The organism is Streptomyces sp. NPDC014676 (assembly GCF_043084105.1).
Classification (GTDB): domain Bacteria; phylum Actinomycetota; class Actinomycetes; order Streptomycetales; family Streptomycetaceae; genus Streptomyces.
In genome coordinates this window covers 32,989-49,201 of record NZ_JBIBZI010000014.1, presented here as the reverse complement: position 1 = coordinate 49,201, position 16,213 = coordinate 32,989, and the positions used below count along the sequence as shown (strand labels likewise).

The window sequence follows — 16,213 nt, the reverse complement described above, 5'->3', positions numbered from 1 at the left end:
GAAGAGGCCGTACATGACCACCCCGACCGTGATCGACGTCTGGCTGGGCGACCTGACCTTCCCCGGCTACATGGACCGGTTGCACCGGCTGGGCGCCGAGTTCGAGAAGGCCCACCCCGAGTACCGGATCAACATCGAGGGCCGGGACTTCCGCAACCTGTCGAAGGAGATCGCCGAGGCGGCCGACGCGGGCCGCCCGCCGGCGATCGGCGAGTTCTACTTCGCCGTCACCCAGGCCGCGTACGACATGCGCGGGCGTGACGGCAAGCCGCTGTTCACCTCGGTGCAGCAGGCGATCGCCGGCCGTACCGAGATCCTCGGCGAGCCGGTCGTCGTCGACGACCTGCTGCCGGCCGTGCGCGAGCACTACTCCCGCGACGGCGACCTGGTCTCGATGCCCGCCGTGGTGACGGCGATGCTGATCTACGGCAACCAGGACCTGCTGCGCGCCGCCGGCGTCGAGCGTCTGCCCACCACCTGGGAGGAGCTGGAGGCGGCCTGCGAGGCGGTCGCGGCGCTCCCGGACGGTCCGCGCCACGCGGTGACCTGGGCCAACCACGGCCTGTTCTTCCAGCAGGCGCTCGCCGTCCAGGGCGGGCACCTGGCCGACCACGACAACGGCCGCTCGGGCCGGGCCTCCCGCCTGGACCTGTCGTCCAAGGAGATGCTCACCTTCGTCGAGTACTGGCAGCGGCTGCACCAGGAGGGCCACTACCTGTACACCGGCAAGATCCCGGACTGGGAGGGCAACCTCAAGGCCTTCGCCGACCAGGACGTGGCGCTGCGCATCACCTCGTCCAACGACCTCAACTACATGGCCCAGGCGGCCGAGCACGCCGGCTTCGAGATGACGGTCGGCCGCTTCCCCGGCCGGGCGGGCGAGCCGTACGGCGGGAACATCATCGCCGGCACCTCGCTGTGGCTGACCGCCGGTCTCGACGAGGTGACGCAGGACGGCGCCCTGGCGTTCATGCAGTTCCTGAACAACCCGCGCAACGCGGCCGACCGCCACATCGCGAGCAGCTTCGTGCCGGTGACCCGCTCCTCGTACCGGCTGCTGGAGGACGAGGGCTGGTTCGAGGCGAACCCCTTCCACCGGCTGGCCAGCGCCCAGCTCGGCAGCTACCCCGAGGGCGAGGGCGTGCCGCCGTGCCGGGGCGCGCTGTTCGGTGACTTCGCCGGCGCGCAGGACGTGATGACCCGCGCGATGGGCGACGTACTGCTGCGGGGCGCGGACCCGGCGTCCCGGTTCGCCGAGGCGACCGCGGAGGCGCAGGAACTGCTCGACGCCTACGAGCGCGACCGCGTCGACAACGGCGTGCGCAGCCCCGAGAGCCTGCGGGTGGAGTACTTCACCGGCGCCGAGGCCTACACGGGCGCGCAGCTGGAGAACGCGGTGCGCGGCAGCAACGGCTGACACCGGACACGCTCGAAGGGGCGCCCCCGGGTGGGGGCGCCCCTTCCGTGTGACGTCAGGCCACCAGAGTGCGGGCGGGCTCGCGGTAGTAGTCGAAGTCGACGGCCTGGCCGTCGAGGGCCAGGCGCAGTTCGGCCAGGCAGGTCCGTACCGAGGCGAGGACCGCGGGCACCTGGACGGTGTCCGCGAGGTGGGTCAGGGTGCGGTAGCTCTCGATGAGGTGGAGCTCCTGCTCAGCCGTGAGAGGTGAGGACGCGTTCGTCATGGAGTCGTGCCGCCTTCCATTGTGATCGGGGCAGGCTGCCGGCGGGGGCGAGCTCCACCACGGGTCGGATGCCGATCTCGCGCTTGAACTCCTCCGCGATACGGCCGCACAGCGCGTCGGCGACCGGGCCGGCGAGCTCGCCCGCGTCGACCCTGACGTGGACGGTGTCGAGCCCGCGTACGGTGCGGAGGGACGACTGGAACTCGTTGACCTCGTCGAAGGAGCGGACGACGTCCTCGATCATGACCGGGGTGACGGACACCCCGCGGATCTTGCGCATGTCGTCGACGCGCCGCAGGATGCCGCCGTCGTAGAAGTCCCAGGTGCGGCCGCAGCCGCACTCGGTGTGCGGGCGCCTGACGACGATGTCCTCGGTCCAGTGGCGGAAGAGCTGGACGCCCTCGCGGGAGAGTCCCGTGGTGACGCGGACGCCCTCCTCGCCGTAGCCGACGGGCTGTTTCGTCTCGGGGTGGAGCACCTCGTCGTAGCAGGACTGTTCGTTGATGTGGCAGGCGTTGCGCCGCGCGGGACACTCGAACATGAAGACGCCGCCGAACTCGGTGGTGCCGGCCGCGTTGAAGACGCGGGCGCCGAAGGCCTCCTCGATGGTGCGGGTGGTGAAGTCGGAACGCGGCTCGGCCCCGGCGAGGATGATCCGTACGTTCGCCTCGCGGGCGAGGTCGACGCCCATCTCGCGGGCCGTCTCGATCAGCCGCATGGCGTAGCTGGGGGTCAGGCCGAGGACCTCGATCCGCTGGTCCACCAGCAGGCGGACGCGGGTGCGGGAGTCGAGTCCGCCGGAGGGGAAGACGGTGCAGCCCATGCGTTCCAGCGCGTAGTGCATGCCCCAGAAGCCGGCGAGCAGGCCGTAGCCGAAGCACACCATGCCCTTGTGGTGCGGGCGCACCCCGTTGGCGTACAGGGCGGTGCAGAAGGTGTCCACGCACCACACCCAGTCCCGCTCGGTGTCGAAGGTGCGCACCGGCGGGTTGCCGCTGGTGCCGCTCGTCTGGTGGTGGCGCACGCCCAGCGACGGGTCGAGCGAGGGCCAGGTGCCGTACGGCGGTGCCTGTTCCTCGGCGGCGAGCAGGTCCGCCTTGTACAGCAGCGGCATCCGGGCGGTGTAGTCGGCGAGCGAGGTGATGCCCTCGGGTATGCGGGCGTTCCAGAACGGTGAGGAACGCCGGGCGTGGTCGAGGGCGCGTTCGAGGCGCTGCCACCGCCAGGCCTCCAGCCGTTCGCGCGGCATGGTCTCCGCTGTGCTGTTCCAGTAGTCCACGTGTGTCTCCCCCATGTACGCCCGGCGGCTGGTGACACCGGGAATCCTGACGTCCGCCGGCCCGGCGGCGCATCTTTGCGCGTGCGGTCCGTGGGCTCACGCCGAGCGGCGGTTGTCACGGCGTGATGATCCGGTGAGGGCCGGTCGTCTCAGGCGGCCGTGACGGTGGCCGCCCGGGTGCTGAACTCGCGTACGGTGCGCAGGTAGTTGGTGATGATGTCCATGCCGTGTTCGGTGCGGAAGCTCTCGGGATGGAACTGGACCGACTCCACGGGCAGGGTGCGGTGGCGCAGTCCCATCACATAGCCGTCGTCCGCCGAGCGGGCGGTGACCTCCAGGCAGTCCGGGACGGTCTCCTCGGGCACGACGAGGGAGTGGTAGCGGGTCGCCTCGAACGGGTCGGGCAGGCCGGTGAACAGGCCGCGTCCGTCGTGGCGGATCCGGCTGGTCTTGCCGTGCACGAGGTGCTCGGCGGGCACCACGCCCGCACCGTGGGCGCGTCCGATGGCCTGGTGTCCCAGGCACACCCCGAGCAGCGGCAGACGCCCGGCGAAGGCCCGTACGAGTTCCACGTGGCCCGACGCGTCCGGGTGCCCGGGGCCGGGGCCGAGGAGGATGCCGTCAAGGCCCATGGCGGGCACGTCGGCCGGGGTGAGCGCGTTGGAGCGGACCATGAGGGGGACGGCGCCCGCCGACATCAGGTACTGGCGCAGGATGTCGACGAAGCTGTCGAACGCGTCGACCACCAGGATCCGCGGGGGCGGACCGGAGGCGGGCCGGACGGTGAACATCCGGGTCACAGCAGTTCCTTTCCGGTGACCGCCCAGTGTGCGGCGCTCATCTTGGCCAGCGTCTCGCGCCATTCGGCGCGGGGCTCGGAGTCGGCGACGATGCCCGCGGAGGCGCGGGTGCGGTACACGCCGTCGCGGTGGAACAGGGTGCGGATGCACAGGGCGAGGTTGGTGTAGCCGCCGACGTCGAGGACGCCGAGGGCGCCCGCGTACAGGCCGCGGCGGCTGCGCTCGACGGATTCGATGATCTCCATGGCCCGGATCCGGGGGGTGCCGGTCATGGTGCCGGCGGGGAAGAGGGCGGCGATCGTGTCGAAGGCGTCCTTGTCCGGTTCGGCCTGCCCCAGCACGGTGGACACCAGGTGCAGCACGTGCGAGTAGCGTTCGACGGTGAGCCGGTCGGGCACCTGGAGGGTGTCGGCGCGGCAGATCCGGCCGATGTCGTTGCGGCACAGGTCGACGAGCATGGTGTGCTCGGCGATCTCCTTGGGATCGGAGGACAGCCGCCGGGCGCCGGCCTCGTCGTCCCCGGTGCGCGGCAGCGTGCCGGCGATGGGCCGCATGGTGACGGTGCCGTCCTCGATCCGCACGAACAGTTCGGGGCTCGCGCCGATGACGCACTGGCCCGCCAGGCTCGCGAGGTACATGTACGGCGAGGCGTTGCGCCGGCGCAGCCGCTGGTAGACGTCGGCCGGGCGGGCCGGGGAGCGGATGGTCAGCTCGTGCCCGATCTGCACCTGGTAGACGTCGCCGGCCGCGATGTGCTTCAGGCAGCGTTCGACGTCGGCGGCGAACAGGTCGGGCCCGCTGTCGTCGGTGACGACGGATGCGGGGAAGGTGTCGGCGGCCGGCTCGGGATGGGTCTGTTCGGCCCGCGCGAGCAGGCCGAGGACGCCGTCCTGGTCGAGGGGTTCCCAGTGCGCGGACTCGTGCAGCAGCAGCTCGGCCCCGCCGCCCTCCAGGTCGGCGACGACGCAGCCCTGGTGCAGGACGAGGTGGACGTCGGGCAGGTCGGGGCGCTCCTCGATGAGGTGCGGGAGGTCCTCGACGTAGCGGACGGCGTCGTAGCCGAAGTAGGCGAGGAAGCCGAAGCGGAAGCGGGTGGCCGAGCCCTCGGCGTCGAACATCCGCTGGGCGGTGCGCAGCAGCGCCCACAGGTCCTTGAAGGAGCGCAGCCGCGCGGTGGCGTGCCCCGCGCCGCCGGCCGTGTCGGTCCCGTCGGGTGCGAGCAGCGGCCGGGCGCGTTCCAGCAGCAGCCGTACGAGGCCGGGGCGGCCCGCGACGCGCACCGTCCCGTCGGTGACGGACAGCGACAGCAGGGTGCCGAAGCCGGCGAACTGGTAGCGGCGGTCGCGCAGCGGGCCGGCGGCGGACTCCAGGAGGTACACCTGGTCGGGCCCGAAGCGTTCGGCGAGGGCACGGTAGGCGGGGAGCATCGCCGGCTGGGGCAGGGCCCGCGCATGTGTCGTCACGCGGACCGGGGCGGGCGCCGCCGGGTGCTGGTCGGTCATGACAGGTCCTCGGGGGTCAGGTGGTGATCGCGTAGCGGTGCGCGACCTGTCGGGCGGTGCGCGCCGCGCCGTCGGGCCCGGTACGGCGGTCCAGGACCCGGGCCGCCTTCCAGCTGACGAACGAACCGGTGTGGGTCACGGGGTCGATGTCGGTGTCGACCACGACGGTGCTGTGCGCGCCGGTGCGTTCGCGCAGCCGGGCGGTGACGGCCGCGGCGACCCGGTCGGGCCGTGCGGCGCCGGGGAGGAGGTCCATGCGGACGGTGACCCGGTCGCCGCCGTCCGGTGCGCTGTCGACGACGACCTGGTAGCCCAGGCAGCCGCGGACGTCGGTGAGCACCGCCGCCTCCAGTTCGGCCGGCCACAGCAGGCCGTCGCCGAGCGGGATGCGGTCGCCGGCGCGTCCGACGACCTCGACGACCGGGCCGGGCAGGGCGGAGCCGGGCGGGGCGGGGGTGAGCCGGACCAGGTCCCCGGTGCGGTAGCGGATCAGCGGCTTGATGCCGTCGACCAGCATGGTCAGCACCAGTTCGCCGGTGCCGTACGGACCGAGCGGGGCGCCGGTGTCCGGGTCCACCAGTTCGGCCAGGTAGTTGGGCGAGGACAGGTGCAGGGAGCCGCTGTCGGCGCCGGAGGCGATGCACAGGGCCTCCTGCGAGCCGTACAGGGCGGGCCGTACGACGGCCTGCGGCCAGACCGTGGAGACGTTCGCCGCGAACTGCGGGGTGCAGATCTCGCCGAGGACGAGGAACAGCCTCACCGGCAGCGCGGCCGGGTCGTAGCCGTGGTGCAGGGCGGCCTTGGCCAGGCTCAGGCACAGCGCGGGCGCGCACACGACGACCTCGACGCCGAGTTCCTCGATGAGGCGCAGCGCCTTCCTGAAGCCGACGCGCGGCGACTCGGGCCAGATCTTGACGTGGCAGAGGTCGAGGGTGGCGGCCACGTCGGTGAACACGTCGCCGAACGCGTACAGCTCGGACGGCCCCATGAGGCCGACGACGGGTTTGCGGTCGCCGAAGCGGGTGCGCAGCAGGTGGCGCCAGGACTGCTCCACGGCGGTGTTGGAGGCGGCGATGTCGCGGGCGCCGCGCGGGCAGGGGGTGGCGGCCCCGGTGGTGCCGTTGGTCTCGTAGTAGATCCGCGCGTCGGCGAGCGGCCCGGACAGGACGTCGTACATCTCGCGGCGCAGGTCGTCCTTGGTGGTGAAGGGCAGCGTGGTGAGCGTGGCGGGGGTGACGGCCTCGATGTCCACGCCGGCCAGGTGGCGGCGGTAGAACGGGGAGCGTGCGGTGACGTGCCGCAGTACGGCGGTCAGCCGCTCGGCGTGCCAGTCGGCCAGCGCCCGCTCGGTGAGGGTGCCGTCGTGGAAGGAGTCGCTGATCCGGCGGTGGGCGGCGAGGAAGGCGTCGGTGCCGGCGGTGCCGTCGGCGGTCACGGCCGGGCCTGCGCGGAGAGGGCGGGCTCGGGGGTGGGCTCGGGGGTTTCCTCGAACTCGGCGGCGTTCAGGGCGAGTCCCACGCGTTCGTTGGCCTCGCCGGTGTGGATCGGGCCGTCCTGCCCGGTGAGCCTGCGGTGCTCGGCCAGCAGCTCCATCATGTCGATCATCCGGTCCACGAGCCGGGAGACGTTGGTCAGTCCCTCGTCGTCCTTCAGCGCGTCGCCGCGGTGCAGGGCGTGCACGGTGGCCGGGAATCCGCTGCCCACCACGATCATCCGGTTGAGCAGGGCGTTGACGGTGAGCTGCGCCCACACCTCGCCGGCGCTGTAGCGGCGGGCGACGGAGACGACTCCGGCGACCTTGTTGGTCAGCGGCCGGTCGAAGCGCAGATGGCCGACGCCGGCCCGCTCGATGAAGGTCTGCATGAGGCTGGCGGTGCCGAAGCCGTGGACCGGCGCGGCGAAGACGATGCCGTCCGCCTCGATCATCCTGGCCACCACGTCGGCGACGCCGTCCTCCACCGCGCAGGGGACCGTACGGGTGTTGCAGTCGCCGCACGGGCCGCAGCGGTCCATGCGGACGGAGCGCAGATCGACCGTCTCGAACTCGACCCCGCGCCGCGCCGCGACCCCGGCGGCGTACCGCAGGACGTCGGCGGTGTTGCCGTCACGCTCCGATCCGTTGATCGCCAGGATCCTGAGTGGTGCTGTCACGGGATGACTCCTTCGCATGCGAGGATTCGGCGGTTCCGGCGCAGTCGGCGGTGGGCCGCCGGAGAGCAGGGCGCGGAGGGCGGGATGCTCGGCTTCACCAAGTCGTCGTGGGGCCTGCCGACTTACCTGAATCGTCACGTCTGCGGGCGTGAGGGCGCATCTCTCTAAATGCTGTGCGAGAATCCCGGCCCCGCGGGCCCGCGGGAGGGGCGGCGACGCAGGTCAGGCACCGAGCACGAGGGGATACGTGTCGAGTCCGCGGACGACCCACCGGTCGCGGTAGACGGGGGAGGCGGCGGCCGTCAGGCGCGGGAAGCGGCGCAGCAGCCGGGGCAGGGCGATCCGGGCCTCCAGGCGGGCCAGGGGGGCGCCGAGGCAGTAGTGGGGGCCCGCGCCGAAGCTCAGGGGCCCCGGGGCGCCGCCGCGCGCGGGGTCGAAGCGGTCCGGCGCGGTGAAGCGGCGCGGGTCGCGGTTGGCGGCGGCCAGGATCAGGGTCAGCCGGGTGCCGCGCGGGACGGCGGTGCCGAGCAGTTCGGTGTCCTTCGCGGCCCAGCGGCTGGTGACGTGGACGGGCGGCTCGTAGCGCAGGATCTCCTCGACGTAGGCGTCGGCGAAGTCCGTGTCGTCGCACAGCCTCCGCGCGTACGGGGCGTGGTCCAGGGCGATCATCAGGCCGTGGCCGATGAGGAAGCTGGTGGTCTCGAAGCCGGCGGTGAGCAGCACCATGAGGTTGCCCATCAGCTCTTCGTGGCTGAGCCGCTCCGGTGCGTCGTCGTGGGTCGCGACGAGGAGGGTGAGGAGGTCGTCGGCGGGCCTGCGGCGGCGCTCCTCGGCGAGCCGGCCGAAGTAGCCGGCGAGGGCGTCCATCGCGGCATCGGCCCGGTTCAGGGCCGTGGGGTCGGAGAGGCCGTCGGTGGACACGGCGATGGTGGAGGCCATCTCCCGGAACCAGACCTGGTCCTCCTCGGGGAAGCCGAGCAGGGCGCCGATGACGGCGATGGGCAGCCGGGAGGCGAACTCGGCGATGACGTCGACGGGGCTGCCGTCGGCGCCGAGACGGGCCATGCGGTCCAGCAGGCGGTCGGCCATGTCCTCGACGACCGAGGTGAGTTCGCGCACCCGGGGCGGGGTGAAGGCGAAGGCGGCCAGGGACCTCAGACGGGTGTGGTCGGACCCGTTGCTGTAGAGCATGGAGCTGGTGAAGGCGCGCAGGGAGGAGTGGGAGCGCCAGGCCGGACCGGCGGCGTCGTAGGCCGTACGGTCCTGGACGTGCAGGCTGTTGTCGCGCAGGGCGCGGGCGCACTCGTCGTACCCGGTGACGACCAGCTTGCCGGGGCCGCGCCGGGTGAGGTCGCCGTGGGCGCGGATCGCCTCGTACAGCGGGTAGGGGTCCTGCCGCCCCCGCACGGTACCCAGGGCGGCGAACGCCTCCGTCAGGGACAGGGGGGCGGACTCGGCCATCCGGGGTCTCCTCTGCGGCGGGCCGCTCGGCGCGGGCGGGCGGGCCGGTCACGTGGTACGGGCGGGCGGGTCACACCGTGCCGGCGGGCCGGCCCGTGGCGCGGCCGGCGACGGTCACGTGGTGCGGTCTGCGGCGGTCAGTTCGATGATCGCCGAGGGGCCGGCGGGGTGAACGGCCGCCACCTTCAGGCCGGCGTCGGCGGCGAGCGCGGCGAACTCGGGCACGCCGCGCTCCTGGGCCCCGTAGACGCACAGCATCCGCAGGTCCATCCCGGTGTGCGGGGCGTCGCCCTGGGGGCCGACCGACTCGATGACGAAGACGGAACCGGTGCGGCCGGCGGCCTCGGCACAGCGGCGCAGGATCGCGGTCGCCGCGGTGTCGTCCCAGTCGTGCAGGATCAGCGAGAGCACGTAGCCGCCGGCTCCGGCGGGCAGCGGGTCGAAGAAGCTGCCGGTGACGGCGTCGGCGCGGTCGTCCAGGCCGGAGGCGGCGAAGGACCGTTCGGCGTCGAGCGCGGCCTCCTTCAGGTCGACGACCGTGCCGCGCAGACCGGGGTGGGCTTCGAGCAGGGCGGTCAGCAGGGAGCCGTCGCCGCCGCCCACGTCGACGACGTGGCCGAGGCGGCCCCAGTCGTAGCCGGTGACGATGTCCGGGGCGCGGACGGCCACGTCGGCGCCCAGCAGGGAGTTGAAGGCGGTGGCCCGCTCGGGGTCGGCGGTCAGGTCGTCCCAGTAGGAGCGCCCGTAGCGCACCGGGAAGGCGGCCTCGCCCGTGGTGACGCTGTGCAGCAGTTCCACGAAGGAGAGTTCGCCGCGCCCGCCGGTGTGGATGTCGAACCAGGCGCGCAGACCGGCCGGGTGGTCCTCGCGCAGGGGCCGGCCCAGGGCGGTGAGGTCGTACCGGCCGTCCTCGTCGCGCTCGAGCACCCCCCGCACGGCCAGGTAGCGCAACAGCCGCTCCAGGGCGCCGGGATGGGCGCCGACGGCCTCGGCCAGGGCCGGTGCCGTCCGGGTGCCGGCGGCCATGTGGTCGGCGATCCGCAGGGTCGCGGCCACGCGCACGGCCATCGGCGTGCCCAGGTTCGCCATCCGCCACAGCGCGGCGGCACTGCCGTCCTCGTCACCCAACACAGCGATGCCCTCCTTCACCGCGGGCACAGCGGGGCCCGCGGTGCCATCCTCGCGGAGCGGCGGGCGGGGGCCATCTCCTGGATTGCGCTCCTGGGATGCCGGGTTGTACGGGGGTGCGGCGGGCGGTCCTCGGCGTCACGCCGCGAACGCGCCCCTCCGCGCGGGCCGTTGACGGGTCGGCACGGCACAGAGGGCACCCCGGCATGCAATTGACAAACCACACTTGCAAAAGACAAGCTCACTTCCAATTCGGATGTCACGAGTTTCCACGGGAAGCTCTTCCAAGGAGTGATCGCATGACCGCAGGGCGCAAGATCGTGGCCGGGCTGTTCCTCTCGCTGGACGGTGTCGTGGAGAGCCCGGAGAAGTGGAGCATGCCCTACAGCACCGCTGAGACGACCGAGGCGTTGATGCGGCTGTTCGACGACGCCGACACCGCCCTGCTGGGCCGCAGCACCTATCAGATGTGGAGCACGTTCTTCCCGCACGCCACCAACGAGCAGGTGCCCACCGCCGGCTGGATGAACGCCGCGCCGAAGTACGTCGTCTCCTCCACCCTCACCGAGGTCGGGGAGTGGCAGGGCAGCCACCTGGTCACCGGCGACGACGTCGCCGGCCAGATCCGGGCCCTCAAGCAGCAGCCCGGCGGCAACATCAACGTCGGCGGCAGCATCACCCTCGTCCAGTGGCTCATGAGCAACGGCCTGCTGGACGAGCTCTACCTGCAGATCGCCCCCGTCATCGCCGGCACCGGCCGCACCCTCGCCAACGGCGAGCAGCTCCCCATGCGCCTGGCGTCCACGCGCGCCTTCGACAACGGGGTCGTCGAAGCCCACTACGTCCCTCAGCCGCGCTGATCCCGGCCGACCGCCTGTCCTTGTGGCCATGACAGCCCGGCCTCCCGAGCCTTCTCCGCGCCCTGCTCCACCGGGAGGGCTCCGCGCCTCTCACGACGACGGGGAGGCGTCTGCCGTGGACGGTCGACCGCGCGTCGGGGCGGGGCACGGGCTCAGCCCTTGCCCGCCCCGCGCCGGGGCGCAGGCGTGTTCCGCCGGGAACGGTGACTCGCCGAGAGCACCCTGTCCATCAGGCGGTCGGGCAGGTGGCGGGCGAGGGGAATGGTGAAGGCGGCGTCCACGCCGAGCGTGTACCGCGTGCGCGGTCGGGCTTTCGTCGCCACTTCGGCGATCCTGGCTCCGGCCTTCTCGGCGGGCATCGCCCGCTTGAGGAAGGCGGTGTTCGAGGCAACGGTCGATCTGACGAGGCTGCCGTAGAGGCGCTGGTGCTCGGGGCTCATCCTGTCGGCGAACTCCAGGGAGATGTCGCCGCTGTGGGCCGCCATCTCGGTCCTGACGCCGCCCGGTTGGACCACGACCACCTGGATGCCCTGCGCTTTGACCTCGCGGCGCAGGGCGTCGCTGGCCGCTTCGAGCGCGAACTTCGTCCCCGCGTAGGCACCGAAGATCGGGAGTGCGGCGACCCCGCCCACCGAGCTGATGTTCACGATCCTGCCTCGGCTGCGCCGCAGGAACGGCAGGAGCCGCTTGACGACGGCGATGTGTCCGAACAAGTTGACCTCGAACTGTTCCCGCCACAGCTCGAGCGGCAGTACCTCGACGGGCGCGTTGATCTCGATCCCGGCGTTGTTGACGAGGGCGCGCAGCGGGCGCTGCTCGGGGTCGTCGGCGATGCGCTGTGCGAGGGCCTCGATGTGCTGGGGAACGGTGATGTCCAGTGTGACGGGCTCCACGCCGTCGGCGCGGATGGCGTCGGCCTCCTCGCCGGTGCGCACACCGGCGAGGACGTGGAATCCCATGGAGGCGAGTTCGTGCGCTGTCGCGGCGCCGATGCCCGTCGCGGCCCCGGAGACGACCATGAGCTCTTTGCTGTGCGACTGCGTCATGACAGGAGGCCTCTTCGGGGAAGGGAGGGAGGAATCGAACACGGCCCAATGTAGTCATTGACAACAATGTCGTCAATGTAAACATGGGCTCGATATGCTGGCTCCATGCCTGAACCTGCTGGACATCGGCCCTACCATCACGGGAACCTCCGGGCCGCACTCCTCGACGCGGCCGAACACAGCCTGAGAGCACACGGAGCCGACCGGCTCTCACTCCGGGATCTGGCCAGGGAGGTCGGCGTCAGTCACGCCGCGCCGCGCCGGCACTTCGCGGACCGCCAGGCAGTGCTCGACGCCCTCGCGGAGGCCGGATTCGTCCGCCTGGGCGCTGCTCTGCGCGCCGCGCTGACCACGGGTGAAGGCGAACACGACTTCCCCACACGCGTACGGAACGCCGTATCGGCCTACGCCCACTTCGCGACCGAGAACGCCGCGCTCTGCGAGCTGATGAACACCAGCAAGCACCATCCGGGAGCGACCGTGGTCACCCAGGCCGCCGCGACCGCGTTCGGGCAGATGACCCACCTGATCGAAGAGGGGCAGGAGCTCGGCGAACTCGAGCAGGGCGATCCCGAACAGGTCGGGCTCATCCTCTACGCCACCGTGCAGGGCATCACCGCCATGGTCAACAGCGGCGCGATCGGCAAGGAGCAGCTCGACGGACTCGTCGACACCGCGGTGTCCCAGTTCCTACGGGGCGCCCGTCCCCTCCCCGACCGCCGGTGAGGTCTGCCGGCGACGACGCTCTCGCGCGTGACGGTGCCGTCCACCGGGCCGGCGCGCGGACAGGACGCCGGGCTTCCGCCGCAGCAGGGACGACACGGTCCCCGGGCGCAGGGACGACAGGGGAAGGAGCAGCGGAATATCCGGTGTCCCGCACGCTCCACGGGGACCCAGGATGGGGCGCATGACTTTGGCCACCCCCGTACTGCACACCGCCCGCCTGCGACTGCGGCCCTTCACCGACGCCGACGCGGACCCCCTCTTCGCCCTGCACGGCAACGCCCACGTGCTGCGCTACTGGGACTCCCCACCCTGGACCGAACGGGCCCGCGCCGAGCGCTTCGTCGCGATGTGCCGGAAGACGGCGGACGAAGGCACCGGGGCGCGGGTGGCGATCGACCGGGCCTCCGACGGGGCCTTCGCCGGCTGGTGCGGCCTGGTCGACTGGAACCCGGTCCACCGCAGCGCGTCGCTGGGCTACGTCCTCGGCGAGGCGATGTGGGGCCACGGCTATGCGACGGAGGCCGCGCACGCCCTGCTGCGGTGGGCCTTCGACACGCTGGACCTGAACCGGGTCCAGGCCGAGGCGGACACGCGCAACGCGGCGTCCGCCCGGGCCCTGGAGAAGCTCGGGTTCGTGCGTGAGGGGACGCTGCGGGAGGACTGCGTCGTCAACGGCGAGGTGTCCGACTCCTGGGTGTTCGGGCTGCTCAGACGCGAGTGGCGGCCGTCGGCCGTGTCGCGTCCGGACCACTGAGCGGTCGTCGAGGAGGGTGCGGCCCACACTCACTCGTGACGCGGGCGCGGCGGCTCCCGTTCGGCCTCCTCGATCCGGTCTGCGGTCAGGCCCGGCGGGTGCAGCTGGGGCAGCGTCCCTCGGCGCTGGTCGGCTGGGCGTCGGCGGGTGCCCGGAACGGCCGGGCGGCTCAGGAGAGTTCGTGCCGCGTGCCGTCGGCGACCGCGTGGAGCTTGTCGGGGTTGGCCACGTTGTGGATGGTCGAGATGCGGCCTTCCGCATCGAAGTCGAAGGTCAGCGTGGCGACCACGCGGTCCGGGCCGCGGAGGACCACGCCCGGTCCGCCGTTGATCCAGGTGATCTCCGCCCGCATCTGCCCGGGCTCGATGCCCTGGTAGGTCGCGGTGCCGAGCGCGGCGAACCAGCGGGCCACGGTCTCCATGCCGACGACCGGCTTGAGGGCCTGGCGGACCTTGCCGCCGCCGTCGGTCCACAGCGTCACGTCCGGGGAGACCAGCTCCATGAGGGTGTTGATGTCGCCGCCCGCCACCGCCGCGAAGAAGCGCTCGGTGACGTCGCGCTGGCGGGCACGGTCCGCGGTGAAACGGGGTCGGCGGGCCCTCACGTGCTCGCGGGCGCGGTGCGCGGCCTGCCGGACCGCCGCCTCCGAGCGTTCCACCGCCTCCGCGATCTCCACGTAGCTGAAGGCGAAGACCTCCTTCAGCACGAAGACCGCGCGCTCCAGGGGGCTCAGCGTCTCCAGCACGACCAGCAGGGCCGTGGAGACCGAGTCCGCCGTGGCCACGTCGTCAGCGGTGTCCGGGCCGGTGAGGATCGGCTCGGGGAGCCACGGCCCGACGTAGGTCTCGCGCTGGTGACGGGTCGAACGAAGCCGTTCCATCGCCAGGTTGGAGACGATCCGGGTCAGGTAGGCCTTGGGGTCGGCGACCCGGGAACGGTCGGCCGCCGACCACTTGAACCAGGCGTCCTGGACCACGTCCTCGGCGTCGGCGGCGGAGCCGAGGATGCGGTAGGCGACGGAGAAGAGCAGGGTGCGGTACTGCTGGAAGGCGAGCTGGTCGCGGTCGGCCTGCTGCGGCTGGGTCACTTGGCGCTCCGGATCCGGGTGTGGCGGCCGCCGTGCGGCCAGAACGCGCCCGAGACGGGCATCTTCTTCATGCAGGCGAAGGTCGGCCACGGCGCTGCGGTGACCGCCTCCTTGTACTTCACGGCCCGCCTGCCGGTCAGCACCATCCGGCGCGGGCTGTCGTCGGGGTGGGTGAACTGTACGACGGCGTCGTTCCGGCCCAGGCTGACAGGGGTGTGGTAGTAGCCGAAACGGAAGGGCTTGGGCTCCTTGCCGGCCAGCACCCGCAGGATCGAGAGGGCCGCGTGCACGCCGGTGGGCATGCCTCCCTGACAGGTCCCGTGCATCACGCCGTAGCCCTGACGGATCGCCGCCGCGTCGCCCACGGCGTAGACGTCCGGGTGGGAGACCGAGCGCAGCGCGCTGTCGGTGACCACGCGGCCGCGCTCGTCGACGGCCAGGCCCGCGGCGGCGGCCAGCGGCGGGACACGGGTGCCGCTGGTCCACAGCACCGCGTCCGCCGGGATGCCGGAGCCGTCCGCGAGCTCGACCCTGTCCGGCAGCACCTTGGCCACCTCGACGCCGCTGCGCACCCGCACGCCGAGCCGGGCGAACGCCGCGTCCAGGTGGGCCCTGGCCTTCGGGTGCATGCCCGCGCCCGGCTCCTGCCGGCCCAGCAGCACCACCTGGAGCTCCGGGTGCCGCTCGGCGATCTCCGCGGCGGCCTCGACACCGGTGAGGCCGCTGCCGGCGACCACGACGGTCCCGCCGTCGAGCCCGGCCAGCCGATCGGCGAGGACGGCGGCGTTCTCCGGGCCGTCGAGGGTGTGGGCGTGGTCGTCCGCGCCGGGGACGGCGACGGTGTCCGCGACGCCGCCCAGGGCGTAGACCAGGGTGTCGTAGCGCAGGACCCGCTCGTCGTCGATCCGGACGGTCCTCTCCTCTACGTCCACGGCGGTGACCCAGCCACGGACGAAACCGGCGCCGGTGCCGTCCAGCAGCTCCGGGATGTTCATCTCGGCCGTCTCCTGACCGGTGGCGGTCATGTGCAGCCGGAGCCGCTCGGTGAAGGTCTCGTAGGGGTTGACCAGCGTCACCCGCAGGTTCCCGCGCTTCCTGGTGCGGGCCGCGAGCTGGATCGCGGCGGAGAGCCCGGCGTAACCGGCACCCAGGACCAGGACCTCGTGCCGCTGCGCTGCTGTCGCGTTCATCGCTCTGTTTCCTCTTCCGTGTCGGTCGTTCCCGCTGTGCGGACGACCAGCAGACGCAAGTTGGCCTTCCGATCGTGACGTCGGTCCGATATGACCCGCGTCACATCGAAGAGGAGGGAGAGCGTGCACGGCACCGGCACTCCGAGCACCGCGACACGCTGCGCCCGATCATGATCGACTGATTCCGCACGGGAACCGACGGAGCAAGCGAAAGGCATCGTCCCGGTGGTCCGCCGCAGGTACGAGTGCAACGGGCGGGACGGCCTGTGCGACCGCCCCGTCGACGTCCAGGGCGACCGGTGCCCCGCGTGCGCGCGGATTCCGGAGCCCTCGCGATGAGGGCCCCCGCACACGGCTCCACCCGCCGCCGAAGAATTTCGGGGGCGGGCTGGGACACAGGGCGGGTTACAGGGTGGCGGGCTGCAGGTCGAAGGTGGTCGGTTCGGTGGTGCCGGCAACGAGGGCCTGGTCGAGACAGGTCATGTCGCCGGTCCCGCACAGATACACGCGGGCACCGGTCTCGGCGGCCAAGTCGGCAAGCCTCTGG

16 protein-coding genes are annotated in these 16,213 nt (G+C 72.3%); 4 read left to right on the top strand and 12 right to left on the bottom strand.

The window, feature by feature from the left end; all coding sequences use genetic code 11:
- Positions 1-13 precede the first annotated feature (13 nt).
- Positions 14-1,417, top strand: a complete 1,404-nt coding sequence (locus ACF1DX_RS30690) for an extracellular solute-binding protein (protein WP_391794396.1) — start codon at positions 14-16, stop codon at positions 1,415-1,417.
- A 55-nt stretch (positions 1,418-1,472) separates the two neighbouring features.
- On the opposite strand, the gene ACF1DX_RS30685 is transcribed toward ACF1DX_RS30690, so the two are convergent.
- The 8 genes from ACF1DX_RS30685 to ACF1DX_RS30650 form a co-directional block, all read right to left on the bottom strand.
- Positions 1,473-1,682 (bottom strand): DUF6052 family protein, encoded by a 210-nt coding sequence (locus tag ACF1DX_RS30685; protein WP_391794395.1) that lies wholly within the window; start codon positions 1,680-1,682, stop codon positions 1,473-1,475.
- Positions 1,651-2,976 carry a phenylacetate--CoA ligase family protein gene (locus tag ACF1DX_RS30680; protein ID WP_391794394.1) on the bottom strand — a complete coding sequence of 442 codons (1,326 nt, stop codon included), beginning with the start codon at positions 2,974-2,976 and terminating at the stop codon, positions 1,651-1,653. The genes ACF1DX_RS30685 and ACF1DX_RS30680 overlap by 32 nt, the downstream gene beginning before the upstream one ends.
- Before the next feature lie 134 nt (positions 2,977-3,110).
- Positions 3,111-3,752 (bottom strand): anthranilate synthase component II, encoded by a 642-nt coding sequence (locus ACF1DX_RS30675; protein ID WP_391794532.1) that lies wholly within the window; start codon positions 3,750-3,752, stop codon positions 3,111-3,113.
- 5 nt (positions 3,753-3,757) lie between these two features.
- Positions 3,758-5,263 (bottom strand): anthranilate synthase component I family protein, encoded by a 1,506-nt coding sequence (locus tag ACF1DX_RS30670; protein WP_391794393.1) that lies wholly within the window; start codon positions 5,261-5,263, stop codon positions 3,758-3,760.
- A gap of 16 nt (positions 5,264-5,279) precedes the next feature.
- Positions 5,280-6,698 (bottom strand): phenylacetate--CoA ligase family protein, encoded by a 1,419-nt coding sequence (locus tag ACF1DX_RS30665; RefSeq protein ID WP_391794392.1) that lies wholly within the window; start codon positions 6,696-6,698, stop codon positions 5,280-5,282.
- Positions 6,695-7,414, bottom strand: a complete 720-nt coding sequence (locus ACF1DX_RS30660) for a flavodoxin family protein (RefSeq protein ID WP_391794391.1) — start codon at positions 7,412-7,414, stop codon at positions 6,695-6,697. The genes ACF1DX_RS30665 and ACF1DX_RS30660 overlap by 4 nt, the downstream gene beginning before the upstream one ends.
- A 222-nt stretch (positions 7,415-7,636) precedes the next feature.
- Complete coding sequence (locus tag ACF1DX_RS30655) at positions 7,637-8,875, bottom strand: cytochrome P450 (RefSeq protein WP_391794390.1); 1,239 nt, start codon at positions 8,873-8,875, stop codon at positions 7,637-7,639.
- 114 nt (positions 8,876-8,989) lie between these two features.
- Entirely contained in the window at positions 8,990-10,003 is a 1,014-nt protein-coding gene (locus ACF1DX_RS30650; RefSeq protein WP_391794389.1) for a methyltransferase, read from the bottom strand.
- Positions 10,004-10,302: 299 nt separating this feature from the next.
- Between ACF1DX_RS30650 and ACF1DX_RS30645 the strand changes: the two genes are divergently transcribed.
- Positions 10,303-10,863 (top strand): dihydrofolate reductase family protein, encoded by a 561-nt coding sequence (locus ACF1DX_RS30645; RefSeq protein ID WP_391794388.1) that lies wholly within the window; start codon positions 10,303-10,305, stop codon positions 10,861-10,863.
- Between the two features lie 152 nt (positions 10,864-11,015).
- Here ACF1DX_RS30645 and ACF1DX_RS30640 read toward each other — a convergent pair whose 3' ends face one another.
- The gene (locus ACF1DX_RS30640) at positions 11,016-11,909 is read right to left on the bottom strand and encodes an SDR family NAD(P)-dependent oxidoreductase (protein ID WP_391794387.1); all 894 of its coding nucleotides are present in this window, start codon (positions 11,907-11,909) and stop codon (positions 11,016-11,018) included.
- Between the two features lie 105 nt (positions 11,910-12,014).
- Between ACF1DX_RS30640 and ACF1DX_RS30635 the strand changes: the two genes are divergently transcribed.
- The gene (locus tag ACF1DX_RS30635; protein ID WP_391794386.1) at positions 12,015-12,635 is read left to right on the top strand and encodes a TetR/AcrR family transcriptional regulator; all 621 of its coding nucleotides are present in this window, start codon (positions 12,015-12,017) and stop codon (positions 12,633-12,635) included.
- Between the two features lie 181 nt (positions 12,636-12,816).
- Complete coding sequence (locus tag ACF1DX_RS30630) at positions 12,817-13,389, top strand: GNAT family N-acetyltransferase (protein ID WP_391794385.1); 573 nt, start codon at positions 12,817-12,819, stop codon at positions 13,387-13,389.
- A 169-nt stretch (positions 13,390-13,558) separates the two neighbouring features.
- Here ACF1DX_RS30630 and ACF1DX_RS30625 read toward each other — a convergent pair whose 3' ends face one another.
- From ACF1DX_RS30625 to ACF1DX_RS30615, 3 genes are all read right to left on the bottom strand, one after another.
- Positions 13,559-14,476 carry an RNA polymerase sigma-70 factor gene (locus ACF1DX_RS30625; RefSeq protein WP_391794384.1) on the bottom strand — a complete coding sequence of 306 codons (918 nt, stop codon included), beginning with the start codon at positions 14,474-14,476 and terminating at the stop codon, positions 13,559-13,561.
- Positions 14,473-15,666 carry an NAD(P)/FAD-dependent oxidoreductase gene (locus ACF1DX_RS30620; RefSeq protein WP_391794383.1) on the bottom strand — a complete coding sequence of 398 codons (1,194 nt, stop codon included), beginning with the start codon at positions 15,664-15,666 and terminating at the stop codon, positions 14,473-14,475. Before ACF1DX_RS30620 ends, ACF1DX_RS30625 begins: the two co-directional genes overlap by 4 nt.
- Before the next feature lie 405 nt (positions 15,667-16,071).
- Positions 16,072-16,197 (bottom strand): hypothetical protein, encoded by a 126-nt coding sequence (locus ACF1DX_RS30615; protein WP_391794382.1) that lies wholly within the window; start codon positions 16,195-16,197, stop codon positions 16,072-16,074.
- Positions 16,198-16,213: the final 16 nt, after the last annotated feature.

Bases quoted from the DNA above. Each gene is read 5' to 3' on its own strand.
- ACF1DX_RS30675 (WP_391794532.1), bottom strand. From the start codon at position 3,752: ATGTTCACCGTCCGGCCCGCCTCCGGTCCGCCCCCGCGGATCCTGGTG.
- ACF1DX_RS30685 (WP_391794395.1), bottom strand. From the start codon at position 1,682: ATGACGAACGCGTCCTCACCTCTCACGGCTGAGCAGGAGCTCCACCTC.
- ACF1DX_RS30670 (WP_391794393.1), bottom strand. From the start codon at position 5,263: ATGACCGACCAGCACCCGGCGGCGCCCGCCCCGGTCCGCGTGACGACA.
- ACF1DX_RS30655 (WP_391794390.1), bottom strand. From the start codon at position 8,875: ATGGCCGAGTCCGCCCCCCTGTCCCTGACGGAGGCGTTCGCCGCCCTG.
- ACF1DX_RS30620 (WP_391794383.1), bottom strand. From the start codon at position 15,666: ATGAACGCGACAGCAGCGCAGCGGCACGAGGTCCTGGTCCTGGGTGCC.
- ACF1DX_RS30630 (WP_391794385.1), top strand. From the start codon at position 12,817: ATGACTTTGGCCACCCCCGTACTGCACACCGCCCGCCTGCGACTGCGG.
- ACF1DX_RS30640 (WP_391794387.1), bottom strand. From the start codon at position 11,909: ATGACGCAGTCGCACAGCAAAGAGCTCATGGTCGTCTCCGGGGCCGCG.
- ACF1DX_RS30635 (WP_391794386.1), top strand. From the start codon at position 12,015: ATGCCTGAACCTGCTGGACATCGGCCCTACCATCACGGGAACCTCCGG.
- ACF1DX_RS30645 (WP_391794388.1), top strand. From the start codon at position 10,303: ATGACCGCAGGGCGCAAGATCGTGGCCGGGCTGTTCCTCTCGCTGGAC.
- ACF1DX_RS30680 (WP_391794394.1), bottom strand. From the start codon at position 2,976: ATGGGGGAGACACACGTGGACTACTGGAACAGCACAGCGGAGACCATG.
- ACF1DX_RS30690 (WP_391794396.1), top strand. From the start codon at position 14: ATGACCACCCCGACCGTGATCGACGTCTGGCTGGGCGACCTGACCTTC.